Annotated in this window: 22 protein-coding genes; 12 read left to right on the top strand and 10 right to left on the bottom strand. The window is 51.7% G+C overall.

The annotated features are described in order from the left end of the window. Positions 1-41: 41 nt before the first annotated feature. Positions 42-518, top strand: a complete 477-nt coding sequence (locus AC3WRD_RS07780) for a hypothetical protein (RefSeq protein ID WP_146013078.1) — start codon at positions 42-44, stop codon at positions 516-518. A gap of 196 nt (positions 519-714) precedes the next feature. On the opposite strand, the gene AC3WRD_RS07775 is transcribed toward AC3WRD_RS07780, so the two are convergent. Next, positions 715-1,188, bottom strand: a complete 474-nt coding sequence (locus AC3WRD_RS07775) for a Cro/Cl family transcriptional regulator (RefSeq protein ID WP_102619909.1) — start codon at positions 1,186-1,188, stop codon at positions 715-717. A gap of 281 nt (positions 1,189-1,469) precedes the next feature. On the opposite strand from AC3WRD_RS07775, the gene AC3WRD_RS07770 reads away from it, so the two are divergent. From AC3WRD_RS07770 to AC3WRD_RS07760, 3 genes are all read left to right on the top strand, one after another. Beyond that, the gene (locus AC3WRD_RS07770) at positions 1,470-1,910 is read left to right on the top strand and encodes a DUF6957 family protein (RefSeq protein ID WP_256580567.1); all 441 of its coding nucleotides are present in this window, start codon (positions 1,470-1,472) and stop codon (positions 1,908-1,910) included. A 30-nt stretch (positions 1,911-1,940) separates the two neighbouring features. After that, the gene (locus AC3WRD_RS07765; protein ID WP_102619910.1) at positions 1,941-2,363 is read left to right on the top strand and encodes a hypothetical protein; all 423 of its coding nucleotides are present in this window, start codon (positions 1,941-1,943) and stop codon (positions 2,361-2,363) included. 684 nt (positions 2,364-3,047) lie between these two features. Continuing rightward, positions 3,048-3,287, top strand: a complete 240-nt coding sequence (locus tag AC3WRD_RS07760; RefSeq protein WP_146013077.1) for a PDZ domain-containing protein — start codon at positions 3,048-3,050, stop codon at positions 3,285-3,287. A 270-nt stretch (positions 3,288-3,557) separates the two neighbouring features. Here the strand turns inward: AC3WRD_RS07760 and AC3WRD_RS07755 are convergent, their stop codons facing one another. Further along, positions 3,558-3,695, bottom strand: a complete 138-nt coding sequence (locus AC3WRD_RS07755) for a type II toxin-antitoxin system CcdA family antitoxin (protein WP_102620053.1) — start codon at positions 3,693-3,695, stop codon at positions 3,558-3,560. A gap of 709 nt (positions 3,696-4,404) precedes the next feature. Here AC3WRD_RS07755 and AC3WRD_RS07750 point away from each other — a divergent pair. Next, positions 4,405-5,232 (top strand): pentapeptide repeat-containing protein, encoded by an 828-nt coding sequence (locus AC3WRD_RS07750; protein ID WP_102619912.1) that lies wholly within the window; start codon positions 4,405-4,407, stop codon positions 5,230-5,232. A gap of 241 nt (positions 5,233-5,473) precedes the next feature. Here the strand turns inward: AC3WRD_RS07750 and AC3WRD_RS07745 are convergent, their stop codons facing one another. After that, the gene (locus tag AC3WRD_RS07745; RefSeq protein WP_102619913.1) at positions 5,474-5,968 is read right to left on the bottom strand and encodes a hypothetical protein; all 495 of its coding nucleotides are present in this window, start codon (positions 5,966-5,968) and stop codon (positions 5,474-5,476) included. Positions 5,969-6,068: 100 nt separating this feature from the next. Between AC3WRD_RS07745 and AC3WRD_RS07740 the strand changes: the two genes are divergently transcribed. Both AC3WRD_RS07740 and AC3WRD_RS07735 read left to right on the top strand, forming a co-directional pair. Then, a complete protein-coding gene (locus tag AC3WRD_RS07740) occupies positions 6,069-7,166 on the top strand; it encodes a CHAT domain-containing protein (RefSeq protein ID WP_102619914.1) in 1,098 nt (365 codons plus the stop codon). A gap of 7 nt (positions 7,167-7,173) precedes the next feature. Further along, positions 7,174-7,698, top strand: coding sequence for a hypothetical protein (locus tag AC3WRD_RS07735; RefSeq protein WP_102619915.1), 525 nt, complete (start codon positions 7,174-7,176; stop codon positions 7,696-7,698). Positions 7,699-8,063: 365 nt separating this feature from the next. Here the strand turns inward: AC3WRD_RS07735 and AC3WRD_RS07730 are convergent, their stop codons facing one another. The 7 genes from AC3WRD_RS07730 to AC3WRD_RS07700 all read right to left on the bottom strand — a co-directional run bounded on the left by AC3WRD_RS07730 (position 8,064) and on the right by AC3WRD_RS07700 (position 13,184). Next, positions 8,064-8,978, bottom strand: coding sequence for a COG1361 family protein (locus tag AC3WRD_RS07730; RefSeq protein ID WP_102619916.1), 915 nt, complete (start codon positions 8,976-8,978; stop codon positions 8,064-8,066). Positions 8,979-8,980: 2 nt separating this feature from the next. After that, positions 8,981-9,790 (bottom strand): phosphodiester glycosidase family protein, encoded by an 810-nt coding sequence (locus tag AC3WRD_RS07725; RefSeq protein WP_102619917.1) that lies wholly within the window; start codon positions 9,788-9,790, stop codon positions 8,981-8,983. 131 nt (positions 9,791-9,921) lie between these two features. Continuing rightward, a complete protein-coding gene (locus AC3WRD_RS07720; RefSeq protein WP_256581050.1) occupies positions 9,922-10,128 on the bottom strand; it encodes a DUF3833 family protein in 207 nt (68 codons plus the stop codon). A 36-nt stretch (positions 10,129-10,164) separates the two neighbouring features. Continuing rightward, positions 10,165-10,890: a hypothetical protein gene (locus tag AC3WRD_RS07715; protein ID WP_102619918.1), complete on the bottom strand. Its 726-nt coding sequence runs from the start codon at positions 10,888-10,890 to the stop codon at positions 10,165-10,167. A gap of 12 nt (positions 10,891-10,902) precedes the next feature. Next, complete coding sequence (locus tag AC3WRD_RS07710; RefSeq protein WP_102619919.1) at positions 10,903-11,598, bottom strand: GIY-YIG nuclease family protein; 696 nt, start codon at positions 11,596-11,598, stop codon at positions 10,903-10,905. A gap of 133 nt (positions 11,599-11,731) precedes the next feature. Continuing rightward, positions 11,732-12,979: a hypothetical protein gene (locus AC3WRD_RS07705; RefSeq protein ID WP_102619920.1), complete on the bottom strand. Its 1,248-nt coding sequence runs from the start codon at positions 12,977-12,979 to the stop codon at positions 11,732-11,734. Between the two features lie 49 nt (positions 12,980-13,028). Next, entirely contained in the window at positions 13,029-13,184 is a 156-nt protein-coding gene (locus tag AC3WRD_RS07700; protein WP_173861307.1) for a hypothetical protein, read from the bottom strand. Between the two features lie 337 nt (positions 13,185-13,521). On the opposite strand from AC3WRD_RS07700, the gene AC3WRD_RS07695 reads away from it, so the two are divergent. The 5 genes from AC3WRD_RS07695 (at position 13,522) to AC3WRD_RS07675 (ending at position 19,292) form a co-directional block, all read left to right on the top strand. Then, positions 13,522-13,887, top strand: coding sequence for a histone-like nucleoid-structuring protein, MvaT/MvaU family (locus AC3WRD_RS07695; RefSeq protein WP_102619921.1), 366 nt, complete (start codon positions 13,522-13,524; stop codon positions 13,885-13,887). Between the two features lie 429 nt (positions 13,888-14,316). Beyond that, positions 14,317-14,628 (top strand): antibiotic biosynthesis monooxygenase family protein, encoded by a 312-nt coding sequence (locus AC3WRD_RS07690; RefSeq protein ID WP_102619922.1) that lies wholly within the window; start codon positions 14,317-14,319, stop codon positions 14,626-14,628. After that, the gene (locus tag AC3WRD_RS07685; RefSeq protein WP_102619923.1) at positions 14,618-14,908 is read left to right on the top strand and encodes a LysR family transcriptional regulator; all 291 of its coding nucleotides are present in this window, start codon (positions 14,618-14,620) and stop codon (positions 14,906-14,908) included. The genes AC3WRD_RS07690 and AC3WRD_RS07685 overlap by 11 nt, the downstream gene beginning before the upstream one ends. 54 nt (positions 14,909-14,962) lie before the next feature. After that, complete coding sequence (locus tag AC3WRD_RS07680) at positions 14,963-18,127, top strand: efflux RND transporter permease subunit (protein WP_102619924.1); 3,165 nt, start codon at positions 14,963-14,965, stop codon at positions 18,125-18,127. A gap of 1 nt (position 18,128) precedes the next feature. Beyond that, the gene (locus AC3WRD_RS07675) at positions 18,129-19,292 is read left to right on the top strand and encodes an efflux RND transporter periplasmic adaptor subunit (RefSeq protein ID WP_102619925.1); all 1,164 of its coding nucleotides are present in this window, start codon (positions 18,129-18,131) and stop codon (positions 19,290-19,292) included. Positions 19,293-19,353: the final 61 nt, after the last annotated feature.

Genomic DNA, 19,353 nt, shown 5'->3' with positions numbered 1-19,353 from the left:
CTCTTTACTGGATACCTGATTTGCGAGTGCGAATGCTTCCCTTGAACGACTATGTGATCACACCTATTTGTTTTGCGATGGATTGTGAGTCCGGGCTCATTTTATCGCACGCATTCAGCTATGGATTGGCCCGTACTGACTTGCTGAGCCTTGGAATGCTTGCGCTTCGGGAAAAACAAGCGCGCCCTGGGGGATCAATACACATGTTTCGCAGTGCTTTGGGTGATCCGAGCTTGGCAAAGAGAAAGGTTATGACCGATCACGCTGTACTATCTTTAACTGGAACTGGTTCGAGATGTAAAAAACCAAAGATATATGACTTGCATAGGGTAGGGGCTCTGTTGGGGCATTTTTTTTACGACTGGTCTAATGAGTTTATCAGTGAGCTTGAAGACTTCAGGTATGTCAGCCCCCAGTCACTTACCCGGCTGATAGAGTGTGTGGTTTGTCGATTTAACAGTTTGGTTGAGTCGGGCGATATTACTTTTGAGTTCCTGATTGCAAATAAGTCATCTTGAACAGATTGAAGTTGGCGCGACAAACGTGCATTCAGTTATGCGAACTTCTGTGGGTGGAGCTCTGTGGCTTGTACACACACAAGAATACCGCTACATCCGTAGCGATTTTGTAAAACTACGGTGCATTGACAAGAGTTTTGGGTTTTGGACTTTATGTTGTAGCTCCGGCTCTGAGCTCGTAGTCCACCATTTAGATCTAAACCTTCCTCCAATACTCCCTCACCGACGTCAAAGCCAGCCCCAACTGCGCCGCTGCCTGCTGCTGCGTCGCACCTTCCGCTTTAAGTGCCAGTACGGCTCGCTCATTGTCTGCGTTTAGCGGTTTGCCGCGTCCTCGTTTAATGAGGTTGCCGTCAGCATCGAACTGATCGCTGAGCACCTTCATGCCACCCTCAGCCTCAAAAGCAGCTACGTCGGTTAAAGCACGGCCAATTACAGTCAGTGGTTGTTCACCCTGGCGGTGAGCAATGCAGAGGGTAAGCATCGCGATCGGATCAAGGCCAAGTGACTGCGCCAGCTCATCAAATTGCTCGACCGTGATGCTGGTCTGTGCGTTCTCGAGAGCACTGACTTTGCGCCGGTGGGTCGCATCCGAGACGTCAGCGTACCTGGCACGCCGGACGAGGCGGAGCGCCCGAAGTACGCCTGCAAATGCGGTTCTCAGTTCCATGACTTTCTCAAAAGTCAGGATATAGCCATAACTGAGCTTTATGGATAAACGTCAATATAGTGTATTATTCGTATGATTGACTGCTACCAACACCGGTACACAGTGGCGAGAGCGGATGGCAGGACACCGCCAACCCCACTCAACCGGGGAGTTCAAACCAGGGCGTCTATAGAGACCTCAAAAGCACAGACATCGGGCGATGTAACGATCGTGATCAACCATCCACGGTCGTTCGAAATAGATTCCGGGCTACAGCCACATAGCCTTTGAGGGCGCGCGTGGTGAACACAGACAATGCATCAACGGAGATTTTGCAGTTGAGTACAGATCAAAACAAATGTGATGACGAACTACTCGGTGGCCCCGGTGAACCACTCCAGGGATCTATGGACACAGATGAGCAACTCATTGAACTCGTCCGAGCACTGCATCCGCACAAGCCGTACTGCCTGGTTGAGAGCTGGACAATTTTCAACGTCGACGTCACCGAAGAGGAGCTGAACAAAATCCATGCGGTAGGGCAGCTTCCAATGATTCTGTTTGCTCACAATGTTCGCTTTGATAGTGAGCGTCGCTTCGACGTGGGTGACTGGGTGCGCAGCACCTTTGCAATTTCGTTTGAGGAGGAATTCCTCTTTGAAACGCGGAACACAATCTACGTGTTGAGGGGCCCAGGGCACAAAAAATCAGCAAGTCTCAAGACGGTTCTCTCTTTTTTCTAGTGTGAAATCGGTTAAACGATTGGGGTTGAGATGTTCGGAACAAACGTAACAGATAGGGCCGGAGTGGCAGGAATGTTCGGCGAAGGACATGCGCATTGGTTCAAGGTTTCGCGATTGCTCCCGACCCACTGGTACCACATTGATTTGAAAGTTAGATATGAAGACCGCATGACCCCCATGGTTGAGATGGCCGGAGATGAATTGGCCTTTAAGCAGGTTCTTGAGAAATGCGGTGATGATGTAGTCCTAAAGGAGGTACAGGCAATTACTCCCGCCTGGATGAACAAGACTGATGGGTGGCGTATGGAAAAGCTGGTCGGTATGTCGATTGGCCTCGATAGAAACGGCATTCAAGTGTGCCTTCTAGAGGTAGCGAGCGGGGAGGTGTATGCAGACGTACATGACCCTCTGTTTTGTGTCGACTCCTTAGTTGAAGTAAAGAAAATCTACTAAACCGAGACCTAGACCATGTCGAACGCTACAGAGATTGAATTTCACTCCAGGCGTCTCACGGATTTTCATCTGCGCAGAATCCTACGTGCATGCCAGCACCACTACGATCTTCCCATCACGGCTTACTTGAGCGAAGTTTTCGTATCCGGTGGCACGGCGATCGGAGTCGTATTTGGCCACAGAGAGGTCGATCAATTCGGGCGATTCGATGACGGGCGTTTTTTGCGCACCTCCTCCATACGTTTTGCTAGGAAGGAAGGGCGGTTCTGGGTGCTCACAACGTTGGATGCCAGATACGTGATTGCGTCATTCAAACGCTTGGATGGAAGGCACAGCTTCCGAGCCCTCCTGGCGAGTATGAATGCGTCTCCTGTGCCTCCAACTGTTTAGTGAGCTCAGGTCAGGCCCATGCTGGATAAAGATCTGGAGCTGATATGGGCCGGAAAGGCGACGATACGGTGTACCGCGACAGTCAAATGCCAGTTGCTCAGGCTCGAGAGCTTCTGCAGCTTGTGACTGCTCTACATGAGTCGAGTGCACATCCGGGCATGGAGTCTTTATTTGAGATTTTTCAGCTTGAGCTGACGCTGTCGATAGACATTGTTGAGAGTCCGCCCGATTGGGGCGCCGGAGAGCCGACGAAGCATTAAAAAAGCTAAGGCTAGGCGCTGACGCGAGGGACGATTGCTTTTCACTGAGCGCAGAACCTTTAGCTCTGATAGCTCTCACGCCATTCCTGGTGGAAGCGCAGAGAAAGCTGGAGTCGTGGCTCGAGATGTAATCGTTGAAGTTAACGGTGCGCCTGTTCATGACTTTATTGATTTTAAGGTAGCCGTTAAGTGTGCGCCGATTGACTCGAATGTGGATTTGAATATTTGGCGAGGCCAAGGCTTTTTGACCTCGCCCGTGAAGGTTGTGGAGTAGGTGGTGCTGAAAGCAGGACTGCTGATTTGTCGCCATGATTTCCAGCTTGGGAGGCGCGCAGCATATCGAGTATTCAAAAACGTAACATGATCTCCGCAGAGATAAATTGGGTGTTAATGGGTGTGTTAATGGGTTTCAGGCGCTTACGCTGGTTTTAGATCAATCTGCCCCTGGCTTGAGGTGAGGGCGCATTAGCTTACAGACTCACTGCTTTGGCCCTCCTAAGTCTCGGCCACGGCCGTTTCCGGGGAGTATCAATTCGCTCAGGCATTAAAAGCTCCGTACGGAGTCGCTGAAAACGCCCTGGGCTTCCACGTATTCGTTGTATGTATGAACGGCCTCGCAGTTCTCTGCCAGCCATTGCTCAGACTGCTTCCTCCTGAGTGCTTCGGCCAGCGCCTGCCTCATTTTCGAGCCACTCCGCGTCTCGGCCCTGCCGGGCTTCCATCCTCGGTCTTCGGCCATGGGCCTGCGCGCTCCGCTTACTTGGGGCGCTGAGCGGTGCTAAGGATTTTTTGATTTGATATTGAAGGGGATTTGAATGTCCTTCACTTTGAAAGGTGGGATGATTTTCAGGCCTTCGGCTTTGAACATGAGGGAGAAAATTTACTCACTCGATCATCACGCTTTGATAGTAGCCAGGCCACATTAAGCGAAGCGTTACCTTGCATAAGCTCTTTGACAGCATTTTCTTGTTGTTGGAAATTCTGACGATTCTTCGACCCGCAATCATATTACCCACCACTGCCTCAGATGGCGGAACCCATATCCAATTCGCCACCCTTCGCCCCTCATCAAATCGCCCAAATCGAATTACAGCCTACCAAATGAAAAGCAGTGGCGTGCAGCGGTCTTTATGTGAAAATCAGTTTTTTTGATGCCTCTAACCGCGACTCGATGGCTGAGCTAAGCACAGTATTGGATCGATCTGCTGGGCTAGTTTCTGCGACTTGACTTTTAGAGAGAAAATTTTCAGTATTGCCACTACGCCAATGACGGTGGCGTTCAGCCCTAGCTAGATAAAGCCTCTGCACCGTTGCTTCATCTTCTTCATCCCAGCCATCTTGAATGGTCAACGGAATACTAGGGTTCAACGTTGGCCGTGAGAGGATTGGCCATGAGTCGTTTTGTTACCCCCTCCCTAAGTGCTTTCAAGTCGGATGCAGCTGTACTGCTTCGCGATTTCCGTGACGGTTGTCCTGATGCCAGCAAAAGGATTGCTCGGTATTCGTCTCGCCCAAAGAGAGAAATCAAGCTCGCGACATGCCTGCGAACCATCGCCAAAGAATACGAAACCACCTACGAAGAAATCACAGCCGAAGAGCAGATGATCTTCAAGTACGCGCAGCATTCCTATGCTCAGGGGTACTGGAGGCAACCCTACAGCGGCGTGTTTCGTCGTGCTCGATTCCTGCTTCAGTTTGATGCGCTTATTGAATGCCTACGGGATCAAGTGCCACTCGCCGTCGCAGCCAACAAACGAAAAGTAGATTTCAGTGGCTTCCACTTTAGCAGCTTGCTTTTCAGCAGGATCAGCCAAGTGCTCGCTCGGAAAAAACTTCCTGATTTTAGCAATCTTCAGGCACCAGGAAGCCTTGTACATTGGCACTGGGTACTGGATGTAAAGAACTTCAAAAATTCAAATTTCCGAGATGCAAAATTTTATTCGATGAGCGTCGATCCGTTGGTCTTACCGGGGGTCAATTGTTGGATGGCAGATTTCGACAATGCTGACTTAACTGGGGCGGATTTTCGTGGATCCTACCTTCGGGGTGCGAGTTTTTGTAGCGCTAAATTGGAAGGCGTGGATTTTCGGAATGCCAACATTTTCGAATGCAATTTCACCCGTGCTCAAGGGGCATTTGTGAGCGGTAACGTTCCGGATGATGATTGGGACGTAGGCCCGAATGGGATTGTTAAGTTGTACGATGAATTGGCGTCGTAGTGCTGTATTTGGGCAGTTCACCACTATGCTCTGTAGCCCAATCCTAGCGACTTCCACCGCTTACACATCTCTCTAGCCAGGCAGGCGCCAGCCCTATCTATAGGGCCGGCGTCTCGCGGTTAGCGCTTGTCTGGTGGCGTCTGCCGATTTACGGCCGGCTCTTCAGATCTTCGCTGATATTCCGTGGTGGGCGGGGGAGGGGGTGGCGTCTGGTTCTGGTTGTTCTGAAGATTCTTGTCTGTCATGTATTGAGCTCTCTGATTGTTGTGAGAATCGCTAGCAGCATGAAAAAGCCGGCACCCCATACAAGTTCCTTGTAAGCCAAATCTAGCGGTCTGGATTTGGCGTCGATGGCGGCTTGGAGTTTTTCAAGGGTGTCAATGTAGCAGTTATAGATGTGGAGCTTTTGCTTCTCAGATTCGACGGCCAATAAATATTCCGCAGCTCGACGGCTCGAAGGCAGGCTTGGACAATCGCTGATGCGCAAGGCGCTGAATGCATGTCCCCAAGAGCAGGCTACGCAGATAGCGGTGGCTGCAAAGGATAGAAAAATCATTACAGCTAGAGGGGACGTCAACTGGAAGAGAATACCGTTTTTCAGGCCTGATAAAGCGCTTACTGCGGCGATTACAATCGAAACGGCAGTCAGGAATTTCGCGCATTTGTTTTCAAAGTGGTCGAAGCGACCCTGTTCCTCTTTAAAGCGTTCTTTCAGGTAGCTGATGGTCTCATCCATGCCAGTAGATATCCGTTGAAGATCCATGAGGACTGAGTAGAAATGGAGTAGGTCACTCTACAGGGATTGCTATGATCAAGCCCTAATAAAGGAGCGTTGAATGAGCATTGAAACCTACCGAAGACAGGTCACCACATGCCAAAAAAACATAGCCAAACTGCAGGCCGACAAGGGAAAGCTCTCCGTTAGAGCCGCCGCGGCATTGAAGAAAAAGCAAGATGCATTGGCTGCCGCCGGCAGGACGACGAGCTCTTCTACAATCAACATGAAGCTGCGTGAGGCCGAGCGCTATGCTTCTGACCAGAGCAAGGCCATGGTCGAAATGGCCAAGCTCGATAGCAAGATTGCCGATGAACATAAGAAGCTTGTGGCCGCTCAAGGCAAGGTTGGCCAAGAGGAGGCTCGAGAACAGAAAAAACAGGACGCAGCTAAGAAAAAACGCGATGCTGAACTTAAGAAACAGCAGACCGAACATAAGCGTACAGAGCAGACCCGAGAGCGCCGTATGCGTGAGATTGGAGCAGGGCTGGCTAGGCATGAGGATTTGCACGTAGAAACGGCTTTGCAGATTCAGATGCTGAGGGCATTACCTGAACGGATCACCGTACTTTTTATGGCGTCAGATCCAGGAACCAACAAGCTTGCGCTCGATGAGGAGGCAAGATCGATTGGGGAAAAACTCAGGGCTTCAGAGTATCGGGATGCCGTTAATTTTCAGACGCGTTGGGCGGTCAGACCGATGGATATCCTGCAGGCTATAAATGAACTCCACCCGACGATTGTGCATTTCAGTGGCCATGGCACATCGGCAGATGCATTAGTTCTTCAGGATGACCATGGTAGACCAAAGCACGTTTCAAAGGAGGGGATAGTGAGTGCAATCGCGTTCGGCTCTGAGAGCGTTAAACTTGTATTCTTCAATACTTGTTTCTCTTTCAATCAGGCACGAAGCAGCGTTGAAAAGATAGATGCTGCAATCGGTATGAATCGTGAAATCGGCGATCAAGGTGCTCGCGTATTTTCCTCCCAGTTTTACTCCAGCATTGGCTTCGGTTACTCAATCCCTAAAGCATTTGAACAGGCCAAATCTGCGCTGATGATGGAGGATCTTTCTCAGTCCGATATTCCTGAGCTTCATCTAAAGGACGGCTTGTCGGAAGAAGAGCTAACCTTGGTGCGTCCTAGGTCGCGGTGGTGATCTGATCATGAAAGTCACCTGTACAAAGTTCGAAGCAGCTTCTCGCCAGCTAGACGAAGCAATTATCATGTTTTTCTACGATCGTGATCCGCTGGCAGTTCGAACGTTGGCCGCCGCTGCACATGGCATATTTGCAGACTTGGTGGAGCTCATGCATCCAAATGGCTCCTGGCGATCACACTTGATCGGAACCTCTGGCCTGTCTAAAAAAGAGGCGCTTGAGGTCATCAACAGGGCTCAGAATTTCCTGAAGCACGCTGACCGCGATCCTGACGCGTATTTAAGTTTCGACGAGGAGGAGAATGAGTATTTGATTTTCACTGCTTCGCTCGAGTGTGGAGAGCTGGGCGGCCCATCCAGCACTGCCATGCAAGCCTTCCAGATATGGTATTTGGCAATGTATCCAGACAAGATAGGGGCGGAATCTGAGCTGGTGATCACATCGCGATCAGCGTTTCCAAGCTTAGATAAGCTGACACGGGAGGAGCAACTCGCAGCGGGTCTGACTTTTTTGACGTCAGCCATTGCTTGATTCGACCCTGTTACTCTCGCTACGAAAGCGTTCCAACAGTAGCAAGTCTGCTGATGATAAATCGACGACGTTCTTGATGTAGAGCACCCGCAGCGGCCTCAAGTCGCCTAGGAGGATAGCGCAGCCCATCGCATATCGGGGCTTGTGTCATGTACTCATCTTTGGCCATCTAGCCAACCTTCGGCTTGAGGAATTGGCAACTGCATGACCTGTACCGTGGCGTTAGTCGGCTTCGATTTGATGCAACGCCCAGGTAGGCTCGTTCGTTTGGATGAACTATTCAGATTTGCACCTGGGTAACTGCGGACGGATCAAGCGCTCCTCCCGCTTTCATCCCATGCTCCGTCAGAAGTCTGGACGGATATTTAGTAATCGCTGCCGAAATCAAAGCTCGCCGTGGCCATGAATTTTTCTCCCCGAAGCGTTTTCCAGCCCGGAAATTTTACGGCAGTGGAGCAATCAAGCCCTTGAGCGCCGGTCTCTACTCTTTGATCTGGCGCATTTCCTAAATGGTAGGCGCATCCGCGCATCTGAATGCTCCCCGACTCTTTCTCGATGACGTAGTCACCTACAACCCAGAGACGTTCCGCCGTCGATTTGGAGGGAACCAAAAAGTCCATACGGAAAGTGTTCCCGTCCTTGCTGCCTGCGATTCTTCCGCTTTTCCATTTGTAGTGAGGGACATCAAATGAACCGGTCAGCTTGGATTCCGCCTGGACGAGTTTTAACACGCCTGCATTTGCTCCGAGCACCATTTCCCACTCACCCGCGAGAATAACTCGCTTCGTATCTGTCCGCTCAAAGTGTGGTTTCAGCGTGGGCAGCTTGGGAGTGATGGTGAAGGTAATTGGAGTCGAATTTCTTTCCAAATCACCAGTGCGGTAACTCGCAGAGACCTGAATCGGAACATCGGTGAAGCTGACGGCGCGTACTTTGAATTCTTTTATGAGACCCGAACCGCTGATTTCACCCACCACTGCATGTGCGTTCGGAATCACCTTAAGGCTGTTCGAGGACGATGTTACTGTAACCGTCCCAGGGGGCAGCTTGTGCTGTGCAGAGGGATAGATTGTGATTATTAAATCCTGCGTGTCTCCGACATTCAAGGATTTCGAGTCGGCGTCGATTCTCACCTCGGCATCTGGGCTTTGAAACATGCCAACCGCATTTTTAATCGATTCAGCATTGGAAATGCACCACGCTAGGCTTGGCCCACAGGTAACAAGAATGCCTGCGCATATCTTGATTCTTTTGATGATCAGCTTGCTCAAACCGAACATGGCTATTTCTCTGCCAAGCGGTCGATTCTGATGGCGTTCGGAAAGTAAGATCTGCCGGAGTCACCAAACAGCAATCCCTTCGATGGGATGTGTATCTGAGCTCCCGCACCGCCATCTAGGGCAATGGCCCTGTGAATTTTCAAACCACGGCTTTCAGCGATTTCATTGAATGTTTGCGCAAAGTCATAAAGGGTGGACGCTTGGCTGAATGAGTGAAAAACGCCTACGACCAGCATTTCTCCCTCAAGCGTGTAACCAATGGCGACTCTGTTGAATTCGGCATCCCGGGGATTTTTGCGGATATCGATAGCGCCTTTATGCACGATGATCGGTTTGGATTGAACAGCGTCCGGCCATGCGCCTGCCTGGTTGCGATTCTGGGCTGGAATGATCTTCACATTGCCTTTGCGGTCAGAGACCAGAATACCCCCGTGATCCCATTCCATAAGCTTAACCAAGCGTTTCCCATTAGACCTGATCAAGCCAATTGGCTTCTCGGCACCATCTGATCTGAAACCAAAAAAGCCGCCGCTTGCTATCAAAATGGTGTTTTTGTTCGTGATCGCAGAATAGGCTTCCTTGGCGGTGCCTTTCTTCCGGATATCTTGGACTGACAGGGCGGAGACGTTCGCAGGGATATAGGCAGTGATGGTTTGATGCTCGCCGCAAATCCGTGTCACCACCTCTGTTCCCGCTGCCAAGAGGTAGTTTTTTTCCACGCACTCTTGAGTCGCCGGCTGCTCCTGCGCTTGGGCAGTAAACACTACGGTCAATAAAGAAATCAGAAGTGCAGCGGGTGAAGTCCGTTTCATTATTTTTCTTGTCTACATTATGGTTTTGCCACTCAGACGTCGTCTAGCTGGCACTAAAAATCGCTCCGAATAGTAATGTATAAGCGTACTGGCGTCTCGCCATTTTTCCTACGGCGTGCGCACCTGCGATATCAAAAGGGACGCGTTAGATACCACGGAATTGAGAGGCGGAGTGAATCGCTCCTAGCTTCGTAGAAACCTACAAGCCTTAAATCTAGCGCATTAGGAGGTGCCATGAGCAATCCCCATGCTTCGACCCGTCCCTCGAAGAATTCGCGCAACTCAAGGGTGGGCGTCTCATGGCTGTAGGTGTGCACATCCACCTGCTGCAACTGCATAACAGCCATCTCTTGAGCATGTGCACTTGACCGTGCTCAAACCCCAAATTCAAGAATATCAGCGGCCTTTCTTGCGACCATTACGACGTTTCGATCAATTGGATCGGATCCCTGATCGGGGCGTTCCAAATAGGGAGATTCAGGTATCTCTTGTCGGTAGTGCTTCAGTACGTACATCGCCCGCTTTCGTTTGCCACGGAGGGAGATGAAACCCTGATCCATAGAAACTACCTCTGAGATCCTTCTCATCTCACTGTTAAGCCTCGCTTGGTCTAGAGATAATGCGATTACTTCGGCCTCATCCACAGCCTGTTCGAACCTGTCGAGTGCCTCAGTGAAGTCTTGGTAGTCACCTACTTCACAGGCCATAGCGACTAATGAGGCACCGGATGTGAAGAAACACTGAAGGTGAGAGTATTCGGGGCAAGTTTTTTGAGCCCTAGCCATAAGCTCAGCCTCCTTAGTCAAGAAATCACGTTGGAGCGCGTCTCTCTGGGGCTGGATGTCAGTGATTTCGGAGACCATATCGGCGAGTTGTTCTTCTAAAAGGCTATGCTCCCGATGAATAAATACCACAGTAGGTTTGAGGCTCTCGCAGGCTTTAATGAAGGCTAAGTGATCCAGCATCGCTATCGGAGATGTACCTGCAGAAATAGACGTACACTCAATGATCTGTGTGGGTATCGCGACCAAAGCTGTCGTCAAAGCCTCAAGACAATCGTCTACTGATTTCTCAATTCGCAAGTAACTCATCACGACCATTTGATCACCCAATCAAAGCCCTGCAATTGGAACCAATTTACCAAGTGTTTTTATTTGCTGAAGATCGGACGCACTGAGATCAAACCACTCACCCTCAAGGCGCTTTGCTTGATAGGCAATGTGGAGGCTTCGTTCTGCATGCGTGTAGTCATCAAACCAAGCGTAATGCTCAAGGCTGATGGGAAATGGCAGCTTGACCTCGAAGAGCCGGGTGCGAGCTTTCAAATGGATTGTCTTGCCGATCTTAAAGCCTAGCTTAGATCGAATGACATAGACGTACCCACCTGTAGGTGAGCTTGATGACCTGCTTGAGCTTCCCACCGGTGGTGGTGCTGGGATATCGAATCCGGTGAAGTCTGGAAAATGCTCAGCATGCAGGTCACGAAGACCATAGCGTCTTACAACATCGGGAGCAAAAGCAAACCAGTGTTTGGACTGCTCCCAATAACGCTTTCCGTTTGAACTGGGGCGGAGGGTTACATTGGCCTCACGCCAAAGCATTTTGGCAGTGCCTCGCTCTCGTTCAATCTCCATCACGATGCCGATGGCACTCACCTTACCAACCTGAGAGGAGGCGTCCCATTCGGCGAGCAGAATGCAGTCCTTCGGACGCACCTGAGTTATCAGGCCGACCAAATCAGAATCTCCATGCGCGTCATGCTTCACAGACGCACCAAGCTTTTGGGGATCGAAGCGATAAAATTTCAAGTCGGCTTCCTTGCACTGATCCTAAAGGTTACTTGGCTACCGCAACGACACGTCTCATTAATACGTACCGGTGCCGCATCCAGCGTAGATCAGAGATAACTTTCGATGCCAGCATTCAGTAAACCGGACGCCGTCATTCCTGCTGTGAATCATCTCTTCTATACAGCAATCGACTGTCAAAATATTTTTTGAAAAGCTCGCCCAATGATTCAGAGTCGCCGTCCCAGTCACCTTTCCAATGTAGGCTAAGCAACGAGTCGAATCGGGCAACCCATTTTTTCTTACCTAGTTTACCTGCTAGCGCGAGAGCCTCAGGGAGTACATGGTCGAATACCTCAGCCTCTCTACCCATCCCATGCACGTAGGCATCTTGATAGCATTTCATGGCTTTCTCTTCTTGGCCGGATAGAACCAAAAAGCGACCGCGAAGCCAATTGATGATGTGATACGTTTCCTCCGCAATGGGTGACCACGTCCTTTCAAGACGGATCAACATGTCTTCAACGGCATGCGCATCCCTCGGTATAGCTGGATCGTAAAGAGCTTCTCGCAGCTCTGAATATGGTCGATCTGGGCCTATGTCTAAACCTTTTGCTCGCTCCATTGAAAGCTGCCGTTTACGCCAGTAAAAGGCTTCCAGGAAGGAGCCAGCGTCTTCGCGGAGATTCAGATGATTTGAAATCGCCTTTCGATACTTGAGTGGCGTTCTGCCTAGAAGCCTGGAGGTTACTATCCACAGCTTCGGTGCAAACTCGTTACCTAGCCCCAGCGCTTGGAGTATCTCTTGAGCTCGATCAAGGTTTGGAACCGCTTGCCCCTTCAGCCATTCGTCGAGGGTATCTCGGCAGTTATCGAGATCAATACCATTCGCCTCTGCCCGATACTCACAGATTTTGGCGTAGTCCCTGACTTCCCAAGTGCAAAAAGCCTTTACGAGGTACCCGAATGGCGCTGGATCAGACAACAATTTCTCTAAGGGAACGATTGGCAGGATGTGGTGAATCATCTTCAGCACTAAACCGCCGCCAAACGCAAAAACTGTCGGCCAGAGTAGGTACATCATGTCTCGCCGACCAAGTAATCCGGCATCGTGCCTAGCGATTACAGCTGTGTAATATTCGAGCCAGCGACGCCAAGCTACGAAAATAGAGTTGGCGAACAACTCATCCCCAATAAAGGCCGCCAACCGCTTTTCGAGCTTGAGCAAAATGGTGGTTGGAATCTCAATTGGATCAAGGCCAGGTCGCTTACGTTCGTCTTTGAAAGCCTTCAAATCATCGTAAAAGCCGGTACCTTCTGTTGAGAGCACGAGGCCGCTACGAGTGGCTATCTCGTAGACAATTTCGCCTATAGAGGGATAGGGTGATTCTGGTAGCTTCATACAATCACCTAACCCAAGGAGGTAGCTCCCCCTTGGGTGCTGATCAACTTTATTTTTTTGCTTTGTCTGCCGCGCTTGCTGCTCGGGTAGCGAAACTGTCCGGTGGGATGATGCCGTCGTTCTCTCGAGCTGTCGCCGAGTAGATGCGGGCCTTGGCGTCCTGGGTCATAGGCTGAGATTTCGTGCTTGAAGATTTCTTGGTCATGTCATTTTCCTTAAGGGTCGGGTTGAACGCTTGAGCGTTGTGATCGACCTTACGTACGCTTCCGATTGTCGTCAGGGGGGCAAACTAGGAAAAAAATCTGAGGAGCATTCACAACCTGCTGATTGCACCACCATCCAAGGATCGAATCTACGAAGTAAATGGACATCGTTCAGATGTTCAAGTTAGTGTAGAGCGAGTTCAAAAAAATCGTCGAGTTAGCTTTTAAGTGTTGTGCATTGGAGGCTTTTCGCGTGAAAGGCCAAGACGCATCTCCCTGTAAATGCGGGCCGTGATTTATGTTGTAACCTTCTGGTACTAATCACATCGAGAACTTTTTATGTCGAAACTCGCAGAATTCCGTCAGCTCGAAAAACACCTCGCCGAACAGCTCCAAGCGCTCGAGGCCCTCAAGGGCGACGCAGGTCTCAAGAAAGAAATCGAATTCGAAACGAAGCTGCGCGATTTGCTCGCAAAGTATGGCTACAGCCTAAAGGACGTGATCAACCTGCTAGATCCGCAAGTGGGCCGTCGCGCTCCAGCTGTCGAGTCCAAAGCAGGCAGCCGCAAGCCTCGTCAGTTGAAGGTATACAAAAACCCTCACACCGGCGAAGTCGTCGAAACGAAAGGCGGCAATCATAAGACTCTGAAGGAGTGGAAAGCGCAGCACGGCGCCGCGACAGTCGAATCCTGGCTGACCAAGTGATTTTGTTTGAGTAAAAAACGGCGCATCACAGACTGTTTGAGACCTAGCCATCAGCGAAACGCATTTCGGAAATGCTTCGTATCGAAAGATACGGAGCATTTTTCGTTATGGCTGCATCCAGAAACAGTCTCGTTGCCCGGCGAATCTATCCATGACTCTCTGCAAGGGTTGAGCTCCTAAATTAGAAGCAGTGGGAATGACAAGCGCTTCTAAAAGCCTGGTGGAAAATTGGAGCTCCTCCAGGAGCAGCGGTTGGCAATGATTTCAAATTGTATCTTTCACTATAAAGCTTTCGCCCCAACGTCAATAGATACGTGGGTTTGAGTTGATTCATGAGTCGAGCTCATAAGGTTATGTTGGCTGAGTGACGTAGTCGCTTTTAAAGACCATCGCTAGATTCGCGCTAAGTCAATTCAGCAGGATCAGCCAATGGCCATCGAAAGCGTCAACACCATTGAAATACGTCTTTTCGAGACCCTTGAGTCGACTTTCGTCAAAACGGCGATGGTCTGCGTCAGACGCCTTCAAGATTTTCCTGGATGTCTCGATTACACGCTGACCCGAAGCACGCTAGAGCCCGGACTTTGGTGGCTTACCGGCTATTGGGAGAGCGAATCTCAAATGACCAGCTCGTTCGAAAGCGCTCCGATGATGCAGTTGCTTAACTGCCTGGTCGAAGAAGGTGCAAATCTGAGTTTCTGGAGCTTTGTTCCACAGACGGCGATTGCTCATGCCGATTGATGCACAGATGTTGCATGGCATAGACCTGAATAGTTTGCTGACTTTTATGCTGGTTTATCACGAGCATAGTGTCAGCCGCGCGGCTCTACGCCTGGATATTAGCCAACCAGCTGTTAGCAATACGCTGGCTAAGCTACGGGTCTACTTTCGAGATCCGCTGTTCATTCGAGATGCCGGAACTCTTGTACCAACGCAACGAGCTCGAACCATAGCCGACGAACTCACACCGGCGTTCATGCACATCGAAGTCGCGCTGAGCTACTCCGAGTTAAAGAGCTGAACTCAATTTTAGTTTATCAAGTCATCGGAGCCATCAGTGCTTATACGTACCGTGATGGTGGCCCTGCGCCGCCCCTATACATTTGTAGTGATGGCCTTGCTCGTCTTGATCGTCGGCCCTTTAACTGCGTTGCGTACGCCGACCGATATTTTTCCGGAAATTCGGATACCAGTGATTGCTGTGGCATGGCAGTACACAGGGTTACCGCCAGACCAGATGGCGGGGAGGATCTCTACGGTCTTTCAACGTCTGTTGACAGCTTCGGTCAACGACATCGAGCACATTGAGTCCAACACCTATCCTGGTGTGGGGGTGGTGAAGATTTTCTTTCAACCGGGTGTCGACATTGCTGTTGCAAACGCACAGATCACGGCTGCGTCACAAGTCGCGTTGCGGCAGATGCCCGCTGGCATCCAGCCTCCTGTGATCCTCAACTACAACGCGGCTACTGTACCGATCCTGCAACTGGCGCTTTCGGGGGATGGCTTATCGGAGCAGCAACTCTTTGACTTGGGTATGAACACCGTTCGCACTCCTCTGATTACAGTGCCAGGTGTAGTAATGCCTTTGCCCTATGGTGGCAAGCAACGCCAAGTTCAGATTGACGTCAACCCTGAGGCGCTCCAGGCACGGGGGCTATCGGCTCAGGATGTATCCGCTGCTTTAGCTGCCCACAATATCCTGATTCCGATTGGGACACAGAAGATCGGAGAGCTCGAGTACACCCTGCAACTCAACGGTGCACCGTCGGTGATCGATGATTTGGGCCTTTTGCCTGTCAAGGTGGTGGGCGGCAGCACGATCTACCTTCGCGACGTTGCGGACGTCCATGACGGCAATGCTCCACAGACCAACATTGTCCACGTAGACGGTAGTCGCTCGGTGCTGATGTCAGTGCTCAAGAATGGATCGGCGTCGACGTTGGCCATCGTCGATGGCATTCGAGCTCAAATCGAAGCGCTGAAGCCAGGTTGGCCGGAGGCGCTGGTTGTCCAACCGATCAACGACCAATCGCTGTTTGTGCGTGCGGCGATCAAGGGTGTCGTTCTCGAAGGAGCCATCGCCGCTGCGCTGACCAGCGTGATGATCTTATTGTTCCTTGGTAGCTGGCGCTCGACAGTGATCATCGCAGTGTCGATTCCGCTGGCGATTCTGGGTTCGTTAATCATCCTTGCTTCTTTAGGTGAAACTCTCAATCTGATGACGCTTGGCGGTTTAGCTCTGGCGATTGGCATTCTGGTGGATGACGCTACTGTGACCATCGAGAACGTCAACTGGCACCTGGAGCAGGGTAAGGATGTCGAGACGTCGATATTGGACGGAGCACGTCAGATTGTTACGCCGGCTTTCGTGTCGCTGCTTTGCATCTGTATCGCGTTTGTTCCGATGTTCTTTCTCGAAGGCGTTTCGCGGTATCTGTTCGTACCTATGGCTGAAGCAGTGATCTTCGCAATGATCTGTTCCTTCATCCTGTCCAGGACATTGGTACCGACAATGGCCAAGTACCTGCTTAAGCCGCATCAGGTACACCAGGAGCCTCAGCAAGGGTTGCGTAATCCGCTGGTGCGTTTTCAGCAAGGGTTTGAGAACCGTTTTGACCAACTGCGCCAGCGCTATCAGCTCGTGCTCGAAGGTGCACTGCGCCGTCGCAAAGTGTTCTTGCTGGGATTCATGGCGGTGGTGACACTCTCGTTCGGCCTCGTGCCGTTCATTGGTAGCAACTTCTTTCCGTCGGTGGATTCTGGGCAAGTGCTGATGCATGTCAGGGTTCCGGTAGGTACTCGAGTGGAAGAGACCGCCTCACGGTTCGCGGAAATAGAAGAGGCGATACGGAGCATCATTCCGGCCGAGGAGATTACTACCCTGGTCGATAACATTGGCCTTCCGCCAAGCAACATCAACCTGACGTACAACAACACCGGCGTAATGGGTTCCCAGGATGGCGATTTCCAGATTGCGTTGCGCTCTGGCCATAAGCCCACGGCGGACTATGTGAAGAAACTGCGAGAAGTGTTGCCTGAACGGTTTCCCGACAGCACGTTTTCATTCCCACCGGCGGATATCGTCAGTCAAATTCTTAACTTTGGTGCCCCTGCGCCTATTGATATTCAGATCCGAGGCAACAACGTAGAAGCGAACTTCGCCTATGCACAAGACTTGCTCAAGCGAATCCGCACGGTGCCGGGGCTGGCCGATGCGCGCATCCTGCAATCGAACAAGGCGCCGGTCTTCAATGTCGACCTAGATCGCACTCAGGCTCAGTTGCTGAGCTTGACCACTCGAGATGTCACCAACAGCCTGGTCGTCAATCTAGCAGGGAGCAGCCAGGTGGCACCCACCTATTGGCTCAATCCCGCCAACGGCGTGAGTTACCCCATCGTGCTACAGACGCCGCAGCTGAAAATGGACTCGCTAGCAGCCCTGGCTAATTTGCCTGTCGGTAATGGCAGCGCCTCAAACGTCACTACTCTGGGCGCGGTCGCAGACTTTGAGCGAACAACCGGCAGCGGGATGGTCAGCCAGTACAACGTCCAACCGATGGTACAAATTCATGCGGCAACCCAAGACCGTGATCTCGGGGCTGTTGCGAAGGACATCCGTCAGATCATCGCGCAAATGGTCAATGAGGTACCGCGCGGCAGCACGGTCAACCTTATGGGACAGGTGCAGACTATGGAGCGCGCGTTTTCGGGGTTGCTGTACGGTCTGCTAGGCGCAGTTGTATTGATCTACCTGTTGATCATTGTCAACTTTCAATCCTGGGTTGACCCCGCTGTCATTGTCTCCGGCCTGTCCGCTGCGCTGGCGGGCATCGTCTGGATGCTCTTCGCCACGGGCACCACATTGTCCGTTCCTGCGTTAACCGGCGCGATCATGTGCATGGGCGTTGCGACTGCCAATAGTGTGCTGGTGATCAGTTTCGCCCGCGAGCGTTTACAGGAACTGCGAGATGCGAACGCAGCAGCGCTGGAAGCTGGGATTGCACGTTTGCGGCCCGTACTGATGACCGCGTTGGCAATGATGCTCGGCATGCTCCCCATGGCGTTGGGGATGGGCGAGGGCGGTGAGCAGAACGCCCCGCTGGGACGAGCAGTCATTGGTGGTTTGCTGTTTGCAACTGTCGCAACGTTGTTATTTGTGCCGGTGCTATTCAGCTTGGCTCACCGCAACGATTTCCGCACTGAACCCAAGCGGCACTTTGTTCCTGGAGCAATCTGATATGTCTGTCAAAGCCCCCACAAATACCAGCGGATCCGGTCGTCTTCTGTTCGCTGTCTGTGCGATTGCGACTGCTGCTGTGATTGTCGCCGTCGGATTGGCGAGTCGCCATTCCCAAGCGGATCAATTGGAGCAGATGGCAGAGCGCAAACGGATCGCTACGGTTGCATTGGTAGTACCCAGCCTAGTGACGCCGGCGTCTCTGCAACTGCCCGGGCGCATCGAAGCATGGTCACGCGCGCCGCTGTATGCGCGCGTCAGTGGGTACCTGAAGGGTTGGGAGAAGGACATAGGGTCTACGGTCAAGGCCGGACAGCTTTTGGCCGAGATCGATGCCCCGGATTTAGACCAGCAACTACGCCAAGCCCGCGCACAGCTGACCACCTCCCGCAGCGAAATGGCGCTCGCCAGTACCACGGCCAAACGCTGGGAGCAATTGCGAGAGAGCGAAGCGGTATCGCTTCAGGAAGTCGAAGAACGGCGTGGTGATCTTGCCACCAAACGATCTCAAGTCAATGAAGCTCAGGCCAATGTGGATCGGCTACAGGCGCTGCAGGGCTACACCCGAATCGTGGCACCGTTTGATGGAGTGGTGACCGCCCGCAATACAGATGTTGGAGCGTTGATTAACGTGGGTATGACAGCAGGAAGCGAGCTATTCGTTGTCTCTGATGTGAGCCGGTTGCGTGTTTATGTCAGCGTCCCTCAGCGGCAGCTCACTTGGGTAAAAGTGGGTAATCGAGCCAAGCTAAGCGTTCCTGAGCGACCAGGTAAAACATTTGAGGCCACGGTGCAATCCTTGGCTCAGGCGGTGGATGTTGGGTCTGGCGCGATGCGCGTCCAGCTCAGTGTGGAAAATGAAGGTGGAGACCTGCTGCCGGGATCATTTGCCACTGTTCAGTTTGAAGGCGCGCTTGTGCCCAATACGCTCAGCTTGCCGCCTAGTGCCCTTATTGTAGGCAAAAGTGGAGTACAGGTGGCGACCTTGGACAACGCTGGAAAAGTGTTGCTGAAAAAGGTCACGGTCGCCCGCGACCACGGCACTTATGTAGAGCTCGCTGAAGGTGTCAGCCAAGCCGATCAGGTCATTGCGAATCCGCCCGACGGATTAAGTTCGGGCGACCAGGTGCGAATTGCACAGTCAGGCGTCACTGCAGCGAAATAGCACAACAGTGATTGCATTCACCGGTACCCAAGGGATGCCTTCTTGTGTACAGAGCGCATCT

The organism is Pseudomonas sp. FW215-R2 (assembly GCF_058789255.1).
Note: the sequence above shows the minus strand (reverse complement) of the source record. Positions and strands in the feature narration are given on the sequence as shown.